Genomic DNA, 15683 nt, shown 5'->3' with positions numbered 1-15683 from the left:
GTATTGCTGCACGATCGCCTGCGCCGATAAGTACGCCAGCGCCGCCACGGTGGCCGTGGGGTTGTAGCCTGCGTTCTGCGGGAAAGCGCCCGCGCCCATCGAGAACACATTGGGCACGTCCCAGCTTTGCAGGTACTTGTTCACCACGCTGTTGGCCGGGCTGTCGCCCATGATCGCGCCGCCGGTGTTGTGCGTCGTCTGGTAGGGCACCACGCTCCATGAACCGACGCGCCGGTTAAGCTTGATCTCGCGCGGATTCATCGCCTTGGCGATTTCCGCGGCGCGGTCGGTAAGGAAGTCGGACATCTTGTGTTCGTTGTCGGTGAAATCGAACGTCATGCGCAACATCGGCCGGCCGTGGATGTCGCGGTAGGTTGGATCCAGGTCCAGGTAGTTGCCGCGATGGCTCATGCACGAGCCATGCACGCTAAGGCTGAAGGAACGCAGGTAATTCTTGGCCGCCGCATGCTTCCAGGCCTTGCCCCACGCAGGCGTGCCCGTGGGGGTGTAGATCATCTCGATGGGGCGGCCGCCGGTGATCATGCCGGCGATATAGGCGCCGCCGATGAAGCCAAGCCCCGAATGATCGAAGTTGTCGCCGTTGAAATCATCGACCACCGTAGCCAGTGCGCCGGCGCCGATGAAGGGATTGATCAGCTTGTCGTCGAAGAACACATTCACCGACGACATGGTCTGGTAGGCGTAGTTCTTGCCCACCACGCCCTTGCCCGTGGCGGGGTCATACGGCGTGCCGATGCCCGACAGCAGCAGCAGACGCACGTTCTGCAGGATGTACGACGACAGGATCACGATATTCGCGGGCTGGAAGAATTCCTCGCCCGCGCTGTTCACGTACGTCACGCCGGTGGCCTGCTTCTTGTCCGGCGACAATTCCACTTTCAGCACCTCGCTCTCCGTGCGCAGGGTGAAGTTGGGTTTGGCCATCAGGTAGGGCAGTAGGGTGGTCTGCGGGCTGGCCTTGGAATAGTTGCCGCAGCCGAATTTCTCGCAGAAGCCGCAATAGGTACACGCACCCAGCTGCGAACCGAAGTTGTTCACGTAGGGCTGGGATAAATTTCCCGTGGGATGGGGAAACGGATGCCGTCCGAGTTCCGCTGCCGCCTTGCCGAACAAGGTCGGCCCATACGTCTGCGGCATCGGCGGGGTGGGATATTCCGCGGAGCGGGAACCTTCGAACGGGTTGCCGCCCGGCTGGATCTGGCCGTTCAGGTTGCCAGCCTTGCCACTTGTACCGCAGAGCACGTCGAAGGTGTTGTAGTGGGGTTCCAGGTCCTCGTACGTCACGCCCCAATCCTGCACGGTGAGGTCGTAGTCGGTGACGGACTTCTTGCCGTAGCGTTGCTCGTTGTGGCTTTTGGTCAGGAAGTCCGATGGCAGGAATCGCCAGATCTGCCCATTCCAGTGCACCCCGCCACTGCCCACGCCTGTTCCCAGCAGGAACGAACCCAGGTGGCGCATCGGCAGTGCCGTCTGGCTGGTGTTGTTGCGGATAGTGAGGGTGTCGTCGGCTACGTTCTGGAACAGGTGGTGCCGCCACATGTAGCGCAACTCATCCTGCGCGAAGCCGGTGGCGAAGTCGGTGGAGGTGTCGCGCCAGGGCCCGCGTTCGAGCGCAAGCACTTCAAGCCCTGCATCGGCCAGTTGCTGGCCCATGATGGCGCCTGTCCAACCGAAGCCGACGATCACCGCATCAACGGGTTTGAGGGTGGTTGCCATGCTCAGGTCTCCGAATTCCAGCCAGGACGGCCCTTGAAACCCACGGGCGGGAAGGGCACCGGTTCGCCGTGGCGGCTGACCCATTCGCGGTAGTCGTAATGCGCGCCGGGAAAGCCGATCATCTTCCAGGCAGCCATGTCCTTGTTGCCGCCGTAGATGGGGTCGGAGAAATATCCCTCTTTGGTGTTCTGCAGCAGCATGGCGAAGAAGGCCTTGGCGTCAACGCCGTCTTCCAGTTGCACCTTGCCCGCTTCGAAGTCCTTGAGCAGCGCGTCCCGCTCGTCTTCGGACAACTTGGCGAAGTCCGCGCCGCTATGGTTGGCGTGGGTGTATTTGTTGATGGCGCCGATCGCCGCGCGATACATCTGCGCAGGCGAAAACCGGCTCTGGTAACCCTGCTCGGGTGCACCCTTGGCCCACGGGCCGCCGAGGTAATAGTGATCGCCACGGCCGAAAGGGCCGGCCAATTGCCGGTCGAGGAAGAACGGTACGTTGGCTTCGACGGCGCCGGGGCCCACTTCATCGTTGGGGATCAACCGGCCGACGGCGGCTTCGATGAATTCCCGTTCGGCGGGCGTGAAAAACTTGAAGTCGGTACCGGAAACACCGGGCGGTGCATCGGCCAGGCCTTCCTGCCATGGCACGCCGCCCTGGTAAGTTCGGGGCGGTGCACCCAGCTCGCCATCGTGAATCTTGGCCCCCAGGGCGCCGGCGACTCCGGCAGTGGCGGCAACGGCACTTCCCAGGAGGAAATGCCTGCGGTCGAGCTTGGGCTTGTCCATCGAACATTCTCCGGAAGTCTCGCTCCCCTGCGGGCGGGATCACGAGTGTCGCGGTTATGCGTGGCCTGGCGCTTGTATAAAACGTATCGAATGTATCCCTAATTATCGATGGGTGGAATGAGACTTTTGTGTAGGTCCCGAGAGCGTAAGTTCTTGCGATTTCATGTCCATGTCGGGCGGAACTAGGTACGCCCGGGCCGCCGTACGGTGCGCACCGTCCCTTTATTTCCCCCGCCACAGAAAAACCGCTCGCCACCATCGGATTCCAGCCCCGAAACGCGCGCACCCGCGGGCATTTCCAGGGTTTCCAGCACTTCGCCGGTATTCGCATCGACGTGCCGTAGTTCGCTCATATCGTTTTCAAGGGTGGCGTGCCATAGCTCACCGTCCACCCAGGTGACGCCGGTAACGAAGCGGTTGGATTCGATGGTGCGCAGTACCGCGCCGGTATCGGGATTCACCTGGTGGATCTTCCGGCTCTGGTACTGGCCGACCCAGAGCGAGCCCTCGGCCCAGGCCAGGCCCGAATCCCCACCGCCGCCGGGAGCGGGAATGGAGGCAAGTATCCGGCCGGTAGTGGGGTCGATCTTGTGGATGCGATCTTCGGCGATCTGGAACAGATGCTCGCCGTCGAAGGCGGTGCCTGCATGGGCCGGGACGTCGATGGTGCGTCCGGTTTTCCCGTTTTCAGGATCAAGCGCCATGAGCTTGTCACCCGAAGCAAACCAGACCTGCTTGCCGTCGTAGGTGACCCCATGGACGTCGTGGACGCCCGGGAAGGGCCCATGCTCGCTGATGATGTTGGCCGTTGATCGTTTCATGTTCCCATCCTAGTCACCGGGCAGGGGAGAAGGGAGTAACAAGGTCGTCGTGAAACCGGGCAGCGGCGGAGTCATCCAGCGGCGCGCGCGGCCGCCACCGAATGAATGCACCATGCCGGACGCTGCCAAAGCGTCCAGCGACCGCTGCACGGTACGCTGGCTGGCACCCAGTGCAAGCGCCAGTGCCGAGCTCGACCACGACTCGCCGTCGGCAAGGAAGGCCAGCACCTCGCCGTGCTTGCCTTCCACTGGCCGCGCCAGTACCACCACCTCGCTCGCATCATGCGATTCGAGCACGAAACCGTCCGTGGTGGCATTCACCTGGGCCAGGGTGCCAAGCATGGCGCGAAGCCGTCCGATCTCGACACGCAGGCGGGCGCGATGGGTTTCATCGGCATACTTCGCGCGGAACGCACGTGCAATCAATGTATTCCTCGGCACGTCACCGGGCCAGGCTTCGGCCAAGGCGCGGAGCAGGGTGAACAGCACCGGACGTGTCGCCAGCGACACGGCTTCGTCCGCATGGCGAACGACATGACGGCAGGCGTCGATCACCAGGCTATCTGAAGCAAACAACGCTTCGACGTCGCCAAGCAAGAGGGTACGTTCGAAGTCGCGGGAAACGAGGCGCGCGGCCGGCAGGGTGAGTAGCCGCGACGCCGCTTCCACCTCCGCCGTAAGTGCAGGAATGCCCGCCAGGCGGGCGTTGACCGCCGCCCTGGTAAGCGCCTCGTGTGCGACGCCGGCATGTACGCGGCGTATGGCGATTCCCGCCACTACCAGCGCATGCGCCGCCATCAGCGCGGGAGGGAAGGAAGCGGGGTCAAGCCCGGCAAGTGCACGTTCGGCATCGTCCAGGTGTCCGACCAGCAGCAGCCGGCGGACTGTGAGGTAGCGCGCGTACTCGGCGTTCATGATGTCGCCGTGCGACTGAAGCGTTGCCTGCGCTGCGTCGAGCCTGTGGGTTGGCCAGGCCAGGTCCCGCGAGGCCAGCGCCACTTCAGCTTCCGCCACCACGCATCGCGCGCGGGCCACGGCTTGCTTCGGACCAAAGGCGCGCGCGGCACTTTGCAACAATGCCTTCGCCTTGGGGAAGTCGCCAAGCTGCGCCATGGCGATGCCCCGCAACGCCAGCGCCGGTGGATCGTTGCGCAAGGCGACGCGATTGAGCGCGCCCAGCGGATCACCTGCCGCCAGGGCACGCCCGGCAGCGGTGATCAGCGAGTCCATCATGTGAAACCGACCACGGCTACCCCAAACGTTTCGAGCGTTGGGGCACCTTACCCGCCTGCGCGCGGAGAGGTAAAGCCGGTGATGGTGAAGAAGGCCACTTGCCGCGTAAGGTCCTTGGCCAGTTCAAGTGTCATCCGGCTCGCAGCGCTTGCTTCTTCCACCAGTGCGGCATTCTGCTGGGTGACGTCGTCGAGTGTCGCCACGGCCGAGGCCACCTGGTCCACGCCCGCGGATTGCTCTCGCGAGGCGGCCGAAATCTCGGCAATCAGATCGGCGACTTTGCGTGTACCCATCTCGATGCTGGCGAGCGAGGCACCGGTGTGTTGCACCAGGTCGGCGCCCATAGCCACCTTCTGGGTGGTATCGGCGATCATGCTCTTGATGTCACGTGCTGCCCTGGCGCTTCGCTGGGCCAGGTTCCTGACCTCCGACGCCACCACGGTAAAGCCGCGCCCCTGTTCACCCGCCCGCGCCGCTTCCACGGCTGCATTGAGCGCCAACAGGTTGGTCTGGAAGGCTATCTCGTCGATCAATACCGCGATCTCGCTGATGTCCTGGCTGGCCGCACTGACGTCGCGCATCGCTGTCACGGCCTGCTGGGCAACGCCGGCCCCGGAACGGGCGTCAGAGCGCAGTGTGTCGGCAAGTGCTTGCGCGGTGATGGCGCCCTCGGCGTTCTGGCGGACGGAAGCTGCCATTTCCTCCATCGAAGAAGCCGTCTCCTCCAGGGAGGAAGCCTGCTCCTGGGTGCGCTGCGACAGATCGTCGTTGCCCTGGGAAATGTCCTGGGCCGCCATAGTGACCTGCTCGGAACTATCGCGAACCTTCGAGACGATCTGGGTAAGTTTGCGCTCCATGTCCACCAGCGAATGAAGCGTATCGGTGAGCTCGTCATCGCCTTCGATGTCCACGACATTGCCGAGCGATCCCTGGCTGATGGCCGACGCCAGGGCACGGGCCTGCGACAGCGGCCGCATCACGCTGCGTACCAGAAACCATCCGGCGATGATAAGCAGGAGTACGCCGGCGCCAAGCACGCCGGCCACCATATATACGGTACGTCGGTAGCGCGCCTGTGCAACGGTGAACTGATCGCTTGCCTGGCTTTCGTTCATCTTTACGATACCGCTGATGCTGGTCTGCTCGGCGTCGAAGGCGGGCGAGAGAGTCGATACCAGGAGCTGCTTCACCTGCTCTGTGCGGCCTTGTTCAAGATTGGTCACTTCCGTGGCAATCAAGGGCGTGGTGACCGATCGATAGCGCATGAAGTCCCTGGCCTTGGCGCGTTCTTCCTCGGAACTTACCAACGCGGGGTAATAGGTATTCCATTTGGCATCCATGTCCGCGTTAGTGGCGGCAACCGTTGCCAGCGCCTGCTTGGCCGCGTCGGTCGTTCCGGCCACCAGCGAGCGATTGAAAGCGAGCCTTAGTTGCAGCACGTCAGCACGCACATCCGAAGCATAGACAACCGGTTCGAGGTTCTGATGGAACATGTCATCGAGATCCCCGAAGGTGGTGTGCAGGGCCTCCAGCCCGACGCCCCCTACGGCCACTGCAATCGCAAATGCAGCAGCGATGGTCGAGGCAATCTTCAACTTAACCGTGTACCGCATTGAACACTCCCGTTGGTGATGGATGGGAGGTGATATCGGCGGAACTTCGGTGAAGCTTTAGCTTTAAGTTATGGAAAGCATTTGGAAAGGTTGCACTGTAACAAAGCGTCTAGCGACGGCTGGCGAGCACCCCGTCAAGTGCCAGTTGTGCCTTGAAGCCAGCCTTTTCGAGTCGTTTGGCCACTTCGTTGGGAACATCGCGGCCACTGGTGAGCTTGTTCGGGGAGCCCGTGTAGTGGAACAACCGGCCCCCGCGGCGCAGCACACGCGCCAGTTGATCGTAGAACGCTTGGGAATAGAGCTCGCCGGCGATGCCGAAGCGCGGCGGGTCGTGGAGCAGGGCGTCTACGGAAGAACTTGCGATCTGCGCGATCGCCAACGACACGTCACCATGGGAGAGTTCCAGGCGACCCCCGTTGGCAGGTGCGTCGGGATCGGGCGACCACGGGTTCAACGTGCGCAGCCACAGCACGTCTTCGTTTTTCTCGAACGATTGAATACTGGCCACGCCAGCCTCAAGGCAACACGCCGCGAAGTAGCCCAGTCCACCGCAGGTATCGAGTACGGCTTTGCCGCGGGGTTCGATCAGCGCCACTTTGCGCCGCGCATCGTCCATGGGCGATTCTTTCGATGTCGGCAGCATCTTGATGCCATCGATCTCGAACGTGGGCGCGCCCCATTCGGTGGGCACCAGTTTGATCAGGGATCCGGAGAATCGCGACACCGGTTCGAAACCCTCGCCGTCCCAGTAGTAGATCGTCCGGTCCCTGAGTTTGCCGGGGTAGGGGTAGTGCTGACCGCGCCATTGCCAGGTGTCGTGGTGAAGCACGGCGTCTGCCTGGGAGCGGCCAAGATCCAGGGAGCCGGTCCATGTGGTTGAGCCTGCCTCGCGCGCCGCGGCCAGGGCTTGGGCGTTCGGGCGTGTCAGCAGGGGGCCGGGATAGTGCGGCACGATGAAAACTCCGGGTACCGCACGCAATGACGGCAAAAAATAGGGAGTGCCATCGTAAGGGAAAAGGCCGTTGGCGTGTCCGGGCCCAGAAGCTTGACGGGCATCATGTTTAGACCAGTGGGTGGCTGGCAAGATTTGGGTGCATATAGCCCACTGCCAGGGTAAGCCCCCATGCCACGCATCGCAGCCAGCTTCGAGTCCATCAGCCGGGAAATAGAGCGGACCAGCGCGCTCCGCGATGCGGCCCTGCTCGCCGGATTCGAAGCGCTCGAACAACGCAACGTCTCCCTGGCCCAGATGGTGCTGATGGTATTCGGCGACCGGCGCCGCGCCGCGCAATGGATGAGCCAGCCGCAACGCGCGCTCGATGGGCGGACCGCCTGGCAGGCATTGATGGACGGCGACGAGGAAGAGCTGTGGGATGCACTCGAGCAGCGGCAAGGGGGTGCGGAGTTGGCATCGAGGTTGCGGGTGGAGGGCTGAGCACGCGCTCCCGTCCGAAGGTGGATGGCCTCGACTACCGCAGGAGTTACCTGCGATAGTTGACCACGAAGCTCAATCGGCTTTTGAGATAGGAGCTCATGCCTGCTCTTTTGTTGCGAAGGCTTGGAGAATGGATAATTGTTCTACGCATACCTGCCGAGAGTGCCGAACGTGAGCAGACCCAAGCTGTATTCGGGAACCAGGAACGCATCGAGCTGGGCCATGCGGGCATGGCTTGCCCTGCGCGCGGCAGGCATCGACTTTGAGGAAGAGATCGTTGACATCCGGCGGCCGCAGCGCTTCGCCAACCTCAAAGCCGTCGGCCGTTTTTCACCGCCAGCGATGGTACCCGTGCTGGTGGTCGACGGAATCGCGATCTACGACTCGCTGGCGATCATGGAATATGCGAACGAGGTGTGCGGGGGCCGCCTGATGCCTGCCGGGTTGATGCAGCGAGCCCAGGCAAGATCTGTGTTGGCTTGGCAACACGCCGGTTTGTCGAATACTTGCGCCCGTATTTCATTCGAGAGCGCCTTCTATCCGGAAAAACGGGCGCTTACCGCCATCGAGACGAGCGAATGCGAGCGTCTCTTCGGCGTTCTCGCCAGGTACCTTGCCGACAGTGGTGGCCCGTTTCTTTTCGGAAACCTGTCGCTGGCTGATCTGGTATTGGTGCCGGCCATCGTGCGCCTTGTCGCTCACGACCCGGTTGTCCCATCAAGGGACGCCATCGATGCCTGGATGCAGGCATTGCTGGCGATTGCCGACGTCAAGGAATGGATGCGGAACGCAAGTGTGCCGCCACCTATCTGGTCCGACGAGTACCTGGTTCCCGGGCAGCCGATCGACTTGCACATCGTCCCTGGCCCATTCGACGTTGCTTGAATCCTCTACCGCGCCGGCGCCACCAGCAGATGCTTTGCCAGCAGGCCATGCAGGTGCCCGATACCGCGGGCCAGGTGCAGGGTGCCGAACATCAGCAACACACCGGCCACCAGGCACAGCAAGAGTTGTGCGCCACCGGCGGTTGCATTGACGCCTAGCAGTTGGACATGCAGAAGACTCCACGAGTCGCGCGTCAGGTCGCCTGTGGCAAAGCCCGTCCAGATGGCCAATGGCGCGCCGATGAGACTGACGACCAGCGCGATCAGCGTCACAAAGATGGTGAAGTAGGCAATCCCCAGCGGCAACATCAGCAGGAAATAAATATGCGTGGACCAGATACGCGGGTCGGTGAACAGACCCTTGATCTTCGTCATCAAGCGATCGTCTCGGTTCGCGTACAGCGGGCGGCGCGGCATCCGCACACCCAGCATGGCCTCCACAAGGCGCCCTTCAGCCAGCGATAGCACGCGCACGATACCGAAGTACAAAATAATGATGGGAATGCCGATGATCAGTACCGAAAGCCCCAGCGACAACGACATGCCCACGGCCATCAACGTGAAATAGAAGATTCCCGTGGCGAGAGCCAGCAGCATGTAGAACAGTGCACCGTAGGTGCGGGAATCCGCCGCCACGCCGAAGAATTTTCCCCAGGGCGTCGTCCAGCGCGGAGCGGGCGGGCGTATTGCGGTCTGCACTTTGGCCTCGGTGTCGCGATAGATTTCGGCCACTTCGTCCGGTGCGCCGTAGCTGCCGGCGACCATGGCGATGATCTCCGCCTCGGATTTTCCGGGGTTCTCGCTCATCTCCGAACGCAGGTAATCCTCTGCATCGTAAAGGGCGTCCTGCACGAGTGCAGGATCGGAACCCTCAAGCGCGTTGCGCAATTGGTCGAGGTACCGCTTGATGGTGGTGGGATAGGGCGAAGCGGCAGTATTCATTTCACATCCTCAAGCGCGGTATCGACAAAGTCGCGGGTGGAATTCCAGGCAGAGGTCCAATCGCGCAGTGCCTCGCGGCCATTCGCATTGATCCGGTAATAACGTCGCGGCGGGCCGGAGTCGGAGGGTTCGACATGGCTGTCGAGCAAGCCGTTGCCCTCGAGCGTGCGAAGCACCGGATACAGCGCGCTCTGCTTGCCGATTAGCACGCCATCGCCGTTTCGCTCGAAGCGCTTGGCAATCTGGTAGCCATACATGGGCTCGTCCGCCGCAGCCAGGATGGCCAGCAGGGCAAGTGACACCGTGCCGGAACTGAGCTCACGCCTGAACTTTCGAAAATGCGCGTCGAGGTCGCCCATGTCTGATTTCCCTAGCTTGGGAATTAGACTAGTGTGAAGTTCAGTATAGTGAATGTGCTGATAGTCATGGCAGGCGCATGATTCAGGGGCAGGGAAACCCTGAGGAACACGTCATGACCAAGATCGAAAAAGTCATCTTTACAGGCAAGACCCACACCCAAGTCAATCGCGATCCCAAAGTACAGCGTGCTGATCACGACGTCGTCGACATCAAGCTGTCAACGCCGGGTGGCGAGGACTATGAGTTCAACGCCGTCGTGACCCACCCGACCGCTGAGCAGCTGTTCGCGGGCGCCTGGTCGGCTTGCTATACCAGTGCGCTTGGTGTGGCGGCCTCGCTGAAGAAGCTCACGCTTCCGGCTGATTCTTCCGTGGATATCGAGGTGGATGTGGGCCAGACAGGCCCAGGCTGGTTCCTCGGTGCCAGGTTCAATGTCCGTCTGCCAGGCATGGCACAGGATGTCGCCGAGGCCATCGTTCACTCGGCCCATCAGATTTGCCCCTACTCGAAAGCAGTAAAGGGCAACATCGACGTTGCCGTGAATGTGGTGACTACCTGATGCATTGCCAGGCCGGTTCGACGAGTGCCCACTGTGTCGAACCGGCTGTAGGAGAATCCCATGAACGTGTTGAACGTCGCGGCCGCGAGCCTGCTGGTCGTTGCAGGCAACCTGGTACCTCACACTGCACAGGCGCAGCAGACCGGAACCCACCGCACCGAGCTATCCAAGAACGACATCAGCATTCCCGGGTGGGAGGCTGTGCAAACGCCGCGGAAATCGGGACGTATATCGTTCCCAAGGGGAAGCCGCTGGTTGAATGGATAAAATGACGATGGAAAAAGTAACCCATAGGTTGCAAAATGAAACCTATGGGTTATATGATCGCCCCGATGGCCACCAAGCCAGCCATCGGGGGAAGGTCAGTGATCAATCAGAATTCAGACGAGCGCAGTGACAGGCTTGTTCGCCACGAGCGGCGCGGGCTGTGGCTTTGCCTGCTGGTGATCGTGCTACTTGGCGTGGTTGCCCTGCTGGCGGGGATGTCGTCGGATCCGGCCAAAACGCGCTACGCAGAGCGTTTAATGACCTTGATTCCCATCGTCATCTTCTTCGGTGCGATTTGGGTCAACCGGCTTCATCCCGGCGCGAAACCGGCCCAGATGAAGGAACAGCAGCGCGCGATGCTCAACGATGAGCTGCGGCTCGTCGCCTCGCAACACGCTTTCAAGGCAGGGTTCCTTTCAATGCTTGGCGCACAGGCGCTGTTTTGCCTGCTTTCCTTCGTATTGACCCTCTCGTGGTCGGCAGGGCTGCTTGCCGCCACCACCGTGACTCTGGGAACCGCGGTCTTTATCGGCGTTTTTCTCTTCTACGATCGAGCTTGATCCGTGGTCGAAGAGCGCCTTACCAATAGTTTGAAAGTCCATCGTGCAGCGTTGAATCTCACCCAGGCGGATTTGGCCGAGATGATCGGCACCACCCGCAAGTCGATCAACGCCATCGAAGCCGGACGCATGGTCCCCTCGACGTTCCTCGCGTTGAAGCTCGCCCGCGCCTTGAATCTCCAGGTTGAGTCGATATTTGCGCTCAGCGTTGTTTGACGGGCAATCGCCGCGCAGGGCTAGTTGGGCCAGCCAATAAAAAGCCGCCCCGGCAAAACACCGGGGCGGCTTGAGTCAACGGGGCTTTTGCGTACCGCCGCAGCGGCAGCGAGGCCCTGGCTTATTTCTTCAGGTCAAACCGGTCCAGGTTCATCACCTTCGTCCATGCGGCGACGAAATCCTTGACGAATTTCTCCTGTGAATCGGCGGTGCCGTAGACTTCCGACTGTGCACGCAGCACCGCATGCGAACCGAACACCAGGTCGATACGGCTGGCCGTCCACTTCTTCTTGCCGGTACCACGCTCGAGGCCTTCAAACGATTCCCGCGCCTGCGAGGTGGGTTTCCATTCGGTGCGTATGTCCAGCAGGTTGCGGAAGAAGTCGTTGCTGAGCTTGCCCGGGCGATCAGTGAAGACACCCTGCGAGCCTCCATCGACGTTGGCGCCGAGCACACGCAGGCCGCCGACAAGCACCGTCATTTCCGGCTGGGTCAAGGTCAGCAACTGCGCCTTGTCGATCAGCAACGCTTCGGCTGGCACGCTGTACTTGGCTTTGACGAAGTTCCGGAAGCCGTCGGCGACAGCCTCGAGCGGTTCGAAGGCCTCGACATCAGTCTGCTCTTGCGATGCGTCGGTACGGCCCGGGGCGAAGGGCACCTTCACGGCATTGCCGGCATCTTTCGCTGCCTTCTCCACGGCCGCGCTACCGGCCAGCACGATCAGGTCGGCCAGTGAAATCTTCTTTCCACCGGCGTTGAACTCCGATCGAACGTTTTCCAGCTTGTCGAGCACTTTCTTCAGCTGCGCAGGCTGGTTGACCTTCCAGTCCTTCTGCGGCGCCAGGCGGATGCGTGCACCATTGGCACCACCACGCTTGTCCGAGCCACGGAACGTCGATGCAGATGCCCAGGCGGTGGACACGAGTTCGGCCACGGTAAGGCCCGAAGCCAGCACCTTCGCCTTGAGCGCCTCCACGTCGCTGTCATTGACCAGCGGATGGTCGGCCTTCGGCACACGGTCCTGCCAGATCAGTTCTTCGCTGGGCACTTCCGGGCCGAGGTAGCGTTCGATGGGCCCCATGTCGCGATGGGTCAGCTTGAACCAGGCCCGGGCAAAGGCATCGGCGAACTGGTCGGGGTTCTCGAGGAAGCGCCGCGAGATTTTCTCGTAGGCCGGATCCAGGCGCAGCGACAGGTCGGTCGTAAGCATCTTCGGCGCATGGCGCTTGGACTTGTCGTAGGCGTCAGGAATCAAATCACTGGCACCCTTGGCCACCCACTGGTTTGCACCTGCCGGGCTCTTGGTCAACTCCCATTCGAAACCGAAGAGGTTCTCGAAGAAGTGGTTGCTCCACTTCGTAGGTGTCTGGCTCCAGGTCACTTCCAGGCCGCTGGTGATGGTATCGCCGCCCCTGCCGGATCCGTGGCTGTTCTTCCAGCCAAAGCCCTGGTCTTCCAGCTCACCGGTTTCCGGTTCGCCGCCAACGTGTTTCGCATCGGCGGCACCATGTGTTTTGCCGAACGTGTGACCACCGGCGATAAGGGCCACGGTCTCCTCGTCGTTCATCGCCATGCGGCCGAAGGTCGTGCGGATATCGTGGGCGGCGGCGATCGGGTCGGGGTTGCCTTCCGGACCTTCCGGATTGACATAGATCAAACCCATCTGCACGGCAGCCAGCGGATTTTCGAGATTGCGCCCGTGCTCGGTGCGGTCCTCTTCGTTGCCATGTTTCTCCGCTTCCGCCGTGAGCACGCCACTTTCGTGGTCGCCGGCGTCGGACTTCTTGTCCTTGCCATAGCGATGGTCGCCACCGAGCCACTCGGTTTCGGTACCCCAGAAGACATCCAGATCCGGTTCCCACGTGTCCTCGCGGCCGCCGGCATAACCGAAGGTCTTGAAGCCCATGGATTCCAGGGCGACGTTGCCGGCCAGGATGTAGAGGTCTGCCCAGGAGATGTTGCGGCCGTATTTCTGCTTGATCGGCCAAAGCAGGCGACGTGCCTTGTCCAGGCTCACGTTATCGGGCCAGCTGTTCAGCGGCGCGAAGCGCTGTTGTCCGCGACCACCACCACCGCGGCCGTCGGCGATGCGGTAAGTGCCGGCGCTGTGCCAGGCCATGCGGATGAACAAGCCACCGTAGTGGCCGAAGTCGGCGGGCCACCAGTCCTGGGAGTCGGTCATGAGGGCGTTGAGGTCTTTCTTGACCGCCGCAAGATCGAGCTTCTTGAACGCCTCTGCGTAATTGAAGTCCGGGTCCATGGGATTGGACCTGGACGAGTGCTGGTTGAGCAGGTCAACGCGTAGTTGCTTGGGCCACCAATCCCGGTTGGTCGTACCGCCACCGGCGGTGTGGTTGAAAGGGCATTTGGCTTCGGTCGTCGACATTCGCGTTCTCTCCTTGGGGTGGGCTGGCCGGAGACGAACATAGGCGGTCGCCGGCGGGGCGTGGGGACACGTGACCCATCGATCATACGGCGACCGCGGAGATTGCAAAAATTGATTGAAGTTATGAAGACGAAAGGCAGAAGCTATCGGACTTGGGAATATTGCAATGCAGCATCCATGAGGCCGTCGAAGCCCGATGCGGTTAGTAGTCGTAGCTCACACCGAACTGCACATACCGTGGCTGCTGGCGTACCAGCGCCAGTCCGTATTTCGGATCGGTGGTGTAGGGCGCCGTGACCGAATACGGGTAAATGTTGGTCTCGGTCTGCCCGTTGTTCACGTTGTAGATGTTGGCGGTGAAAGCCAGCTTACCCGCGCCGAACGTCGGTCGCCACGTGGCACCGAGGTCGAGTTGGCGTACCCACGGAAGCCGGCCATGGCTACCGGGGGGTGAAGGCTGGCCATCGCACCAGTGATAGGACGGCGCATAGCCCACGGGATCGGTCTGGTCCGGACCGAAGTAGCCAAGGCAGGTCTTGGGCGCGCCGGACACCAGGCTCAGGTTCGCCGACACGATCCACTCGGGTGTCAGCTGGTAATACCCGAACAGTTTGAACTGGTGCTTGTGGTCGTTGCTCTGCGGGCCGTTGGTGTTGTCCATGATGGCGCCGTTGTCCCAGTCTTCGCTGGTGGACGCCGCCGTCTGCTGCAGGTCCGAGCGCAGCTGGCCTTCGGTGTTGCCGTAGCTGCGCGAGAAAACATAATCCACCTTCGCATACCATGTGCCATCGAAGGGATGCTCCAGGAAGGTCTCCAGGCCGTAGTACTTGCGCTTGAGGGCATCGAAGCCCAGTTCCTTGTTGCTCAGGCTTACATTGTGGTAATTCCCTGCCGTGTCGACCAGGTTGAAGGTATTGGCCGCACCGGGATTGAACAGCCAGCAACTCACCGGATTGCTGTCGCTGGTAACGTCGTAGCCAAGCGACTGCGCCTTGCCCAGCACGGTATCCAGGTCGCAATAATCGTCGATCGCATCGCGAAGGATCCGGCGCGTCACCTTGGCGCCATAGATCCAGTTGTCTCCCGCGGTCTTGGTGAAGCCGAGCAGGAATTCGTCCTGGTTCTCGGACTTCAGGTTCCGCGCCGTCACCGTCTTCGGATCGGGCAGGATGCCGAAGGCATTGTTCGCCGAGACGGGAGCCGACATCTGGGTCAGCCCGGTGGGCGTGCCATCGGCAGCGACCCCGCTATAGGTGTAGTACTGCGACGTGGCGACATAAGCGCCCGCCGCATTCAATGCAGGGTTCAGCGGCAGGCCCAGGTAATAGCGGCCGGCATTGGCGTAGATCTTGAAGCTCGAATCGCCATTGACGTCCCAACTGGCGCCAAGCCGAGGTGCGAGCTGTGGCTTGGTCTGGGTGATATAGGCCTGCCCATTGGCGTTGTAGTCGGTGAACTGGTCGTTGCGCAAACCGATCTTCACCAGCCACCGGTCATTCACCTGCCAGCTGTCCTCGATGTACTGCGCGCGCTGCGCCGAGCGCACGCTCGCCAGCGAGTTGGCCACGTGCTTGACCACATAGTAGCCATCGGCTCCGTTCGCATAGGCCGAGGTGGCTCCCACGCCAAGACCAGAGGACAACGGAACATCGGGCGTATCGGTCTGGCCATAGGTCCAGTAGTAGCCCGGGCCTGACGTTTGCGAGCCCTGCGCCAGGGCGCGTGCGTTCTGGTTGTCGATACCGGCGGAGATCGTGTGGTCGCCGATCTTGTAGGTCAGGTCCACGCGCAGGTTGTTGGTGTGGTTGGCGCGATCCGGGCTGAAGAGCGTTTGCACGGTCTGCGGGCTGGTAATGGCGCTGCCGCCATTGAGCGCCGGGTTCTGCGA

At 61.7% G+C, this 15683-nt stretch carries 15 protein-coding genes; 5 read left to right on the top strand and 10 right to left on the bottom strand.

What is annotated here, in order from left to right:
• From VK519_RS08630 to VK519_RS08605, 6 genes are all read right to left on the bottom strand, one after another.
• Nucleotides 1-1737 (bottom strand): GMC family oxidoreductase (locus VK519_RS08630; RefSeq protein ID WP_324349047.1); only part of this gene is annotated, 1737 nt, incomplete at its 3' end.
• Between the two features lie 2 nt (nucleotides 1738-1739).
• Nucleotides 1740-2519, bottom strand: a complete 780-nt coding sequence (locus tag VK519_RS08625; RefSeq protein WP_324349045.1) for a gluconate 2-dehydrogenase subunit 3 family protein — start codon at nucleotides 2517-2519, stop codon at nucleotides 1740-1742.
• A 182-nt stretch (nucleotides 2520-2701) separates the two neighbouring features.
• Nucleotides 2702-3340, bottom strand: coding sequence for a Vgb family protein (locus tag VK519_RS08620; protein ID WP_324349043.1), 639 nt, complete (start codon nucleotides 3338-3340; stop codon nucleotides 2702-2704).
• A 9-nt stretch (nucleotides 3341-3349) separates the two neighbouring features.
• Complete coding sequence (locus VK519_RS08615; protein WP_324349041.1) at nucleotides 3350-4573, bottom strand: winged helix-turn-helix domain-containing protein; 1224 nt, start codon at nucleotides 4571-4573, stop codon at nucleotides 3350-3352.
• 47 nt (nucleotides 4574-4620) lie between these two features.
• Nucleotides 4621-6186, bottom strand: coding sequence for a methyl-accepting chemotaxis protein (locus VK519_RS08610; RefSeq protein ID WP_324349039.1), 1566 nt, complete (start codon nucleotides 6184-6186; stop codon nucleotides 4621-4623).
• A 109-nt stretch (nucleotides 6187-6295) separates the two neighbouring features.
• The gene (locus VK519_RS08605; RefSeq protein ID WP_324349037.1) at nucleotides 6296-7138 is read right to left on the bottom strand and encodes a class I SAM-dependent methyltransferase; all 843 of its coding nucleotides are present in this window, start codon (nucleotides 7136-7138) and stop codon (nucleotides 6296-6298) included.
• 171 nt (nucleotides 7139-7309) lie between these two features.
• Here VK519_RS08605 and VK519_RS08600 point away from each other — a divergent pair, with 171 nt between their 5' ends.
• Entirely contained in the window at nucleotides 7310-7621 is a 312-nt protein-coding gene (locus tag VK519_RS08600; protein ID WP_324349036.1) for an antitoxin Xre/MbcA/ParS toxin-binding domain-containing protein, read from the top strand.
• Nucleotides 7622-7759: 138 nt separating this feature from the next.
• Nucleotides 7760-8506 carry a glutathione S-transferase family protein gene (locus tag VK519_RS08595; protein WP_324349035.1) on the top strand — a complete coding sequence of 249 codons (747 nt, stop codon included), beginning with the start codon at nucleotides 7760-7762 and terminating at the stop codon, nucleotides 8504-8506.
• Nucleotides 8507-8511: 5 nt separating this feature from the next.
• On the opposite strand, the gene VK519_RS08590 is transcribed toward VK519_RS08595, so the two are convergent.
• Complete coding sequence (locus tag VK519_RS08590; protein ID WP_324349034.1) at nucleotides 8512-9447, bottom strand: sensor domain-containing protein; 936 nt, start codon at nucleotides 9445-9447, stop codon at nucleotides 8512-8514.
• On the bottom strand, nucleotides 9444-9806 hold the full coding sequence (locus VK519_RS08585; RefSeq protein WP_324349032.1) for a PadR family transcriptional regulator: 363 nt from the start codon (nucleotides 9804-9806) through the stop codon (nucleotides 9444-9446). The genes VK519_RS08590 and VK519_RS08585 overlap by 4 nt, the downstream gene beginning before the upstream one ends.
• Before the next feature lie 113 nt (nucleotides 9807-9919).
• Here VK519_RS08585 and VK519_RS08580 point away from each other — a divergent pair, with 113 nt between their 5' ends.
• The 3 genes from VK519_RS08580 (at nucleotide 9920) to VK519_RS08570 (ending at nucleotide 11409) form a co-directional block, all read left to right on the top strand.
• Nucleotides 9920-10366, top strand: a complete 447-nt coding sequence (locus VK519_RS08580; RefSeq protein WP_324349031.1) for an Ohr family peroxiredoxin — start codon at nucleotides 9920-9922, stop codon at nucleotides 10364-10366.
• Between the two features lie 332 nt (nucleotides 10367-10698).
• Nucleotides 10699-11193, top strand: coding sequence for a hypothetical protein (locus tag VK519_RS08575; protein ID WP_324349029.1), 495 nt, complete (start codon nucleotides 10699-10701; stop codon nucleotides 11191-11193).
• Nucleotides 11194-11196: 3 nt separating this feature from the next.
• Nucleotides 11197-11409, top strand: coding sequence for a helix-turn-helix transcriptional regulator (locus VK519_RS08570; RefSeq protein WP_324349027.1), 213 nt, complete (start codon nucleotides 11197-11199; stop codon nucleotides 11407-11409).
• A gap of 121 nt (nucleotides 11410-11530) precedes the next feature.
• Here the strand turns inward: VK519_RS08570 and katG are convergent, their stop codons facing one another.
• Both katG and VK519_RS08560 read right to left on the bottom strand, forming a co-directional pair.
• Nucleotides 11531-13795 (bottom strand): catalase/peroxidase HPI, encoded by a 2265-nt coding sequence (katG, locus tag VK519_RS08565; protein ID WP_324349025.1) that lies wholly within the window; start codon nucleotides 13793-13795, stop codon nucleotides 11531-11533.
• A 202-nt stretch (nucleotides 13796-13997) separates the two neighbouring features.
• On the bottom strand, nucleotides 13998-15683 hold a 1686-nt coding region (locus tag VK519_RS08560), incomplete at its 5' end, for a TonB-dependent receptor domain-containing protein (RefSeq protein WP_324349023.1).

The sequence above is a fragment of the Pinirhizobacter sp. genome (assembly GCF_035317885.1).
Lineage (GTDB): Bacteria > Pseudomonadota > Gammaproteobacteria > Xanthomonadales > Rhodanobacteraceae > Pinirhizobacter.
The sequence above is the reverse complement of the archived record's forward strand: the minus strand, read 5'-3'. Positions and strand labels throughout refer to the sequence as shown.

Coding starts and splice junctions, on each gene's coding strand:
- katG (WP_324349025.1), bottom strand. CDS start 13,795: ATGTCGACGACCGAAGCCAAATGCCCTTTCAACCACACCGCCGGTGGC.
- VK519_RS08600 (WP_324349036.1), top strand. CDS start 7,310: ATGCCACGCATCGCAGCCAGCTTCGAGTCCATCAGCCGGGAAATAGAG.
- VK519_RS08580 (WP_324349031.1), top strand. CDS start 9,920: ATGACCAAGATCGAAAAAGTCATCTTTACAGGCAAGACCCACACCCAA.
- VK519_RS08625 (WP_324349045.1), bottom strand. CDS start 2,519: ATGGACAAGCCCAAGCTCGACCGCAGGCATTTCCTCCTGGGAAGTGCC.
- VK519_RS08585 (WP_324349032.1), bottom strand. CDS start 9,806: ATGGGCGACCTCGACGCGCATTTTCGAAAGTTCAGGCGTGAGCTCAGT.
- VK519_RS08615 (WP_324349041.1), bottom strand. CDS start 4,573: ATGATGGACTCGCTGATCACCGCTGCCGGGCGTGCCCTGGCGGCAGGT.
- VK519_RS08610 (WP_324349039.1), bottom strand. CDS start 6,186: ATGCGGTACACGGTTAAGTTGAAGATTGCCTCGACCATCGCTGCTGCA.
- VK519_RS08620 (WP_324349043.1), bottom strand. CDS start 3,340: ATGAAACGATCAACGGCCAACATCATCAGCGAGCATGGGCCCTTCCCG.
- VK519_RS08590 (WP_324349034.1), bottom strand. CDS start 9,447: ATGAATACTGCCGCTTCGCCCTATCCCACCACCATCAAGCGGTACCTC.
- VK519_RS08575 (WP_324349029.1), top strand. CDS start 10,699: ATGGCCACCAAGCCAGCCATCGGGGGAAGGTCAGTGATCAATCAGAAT.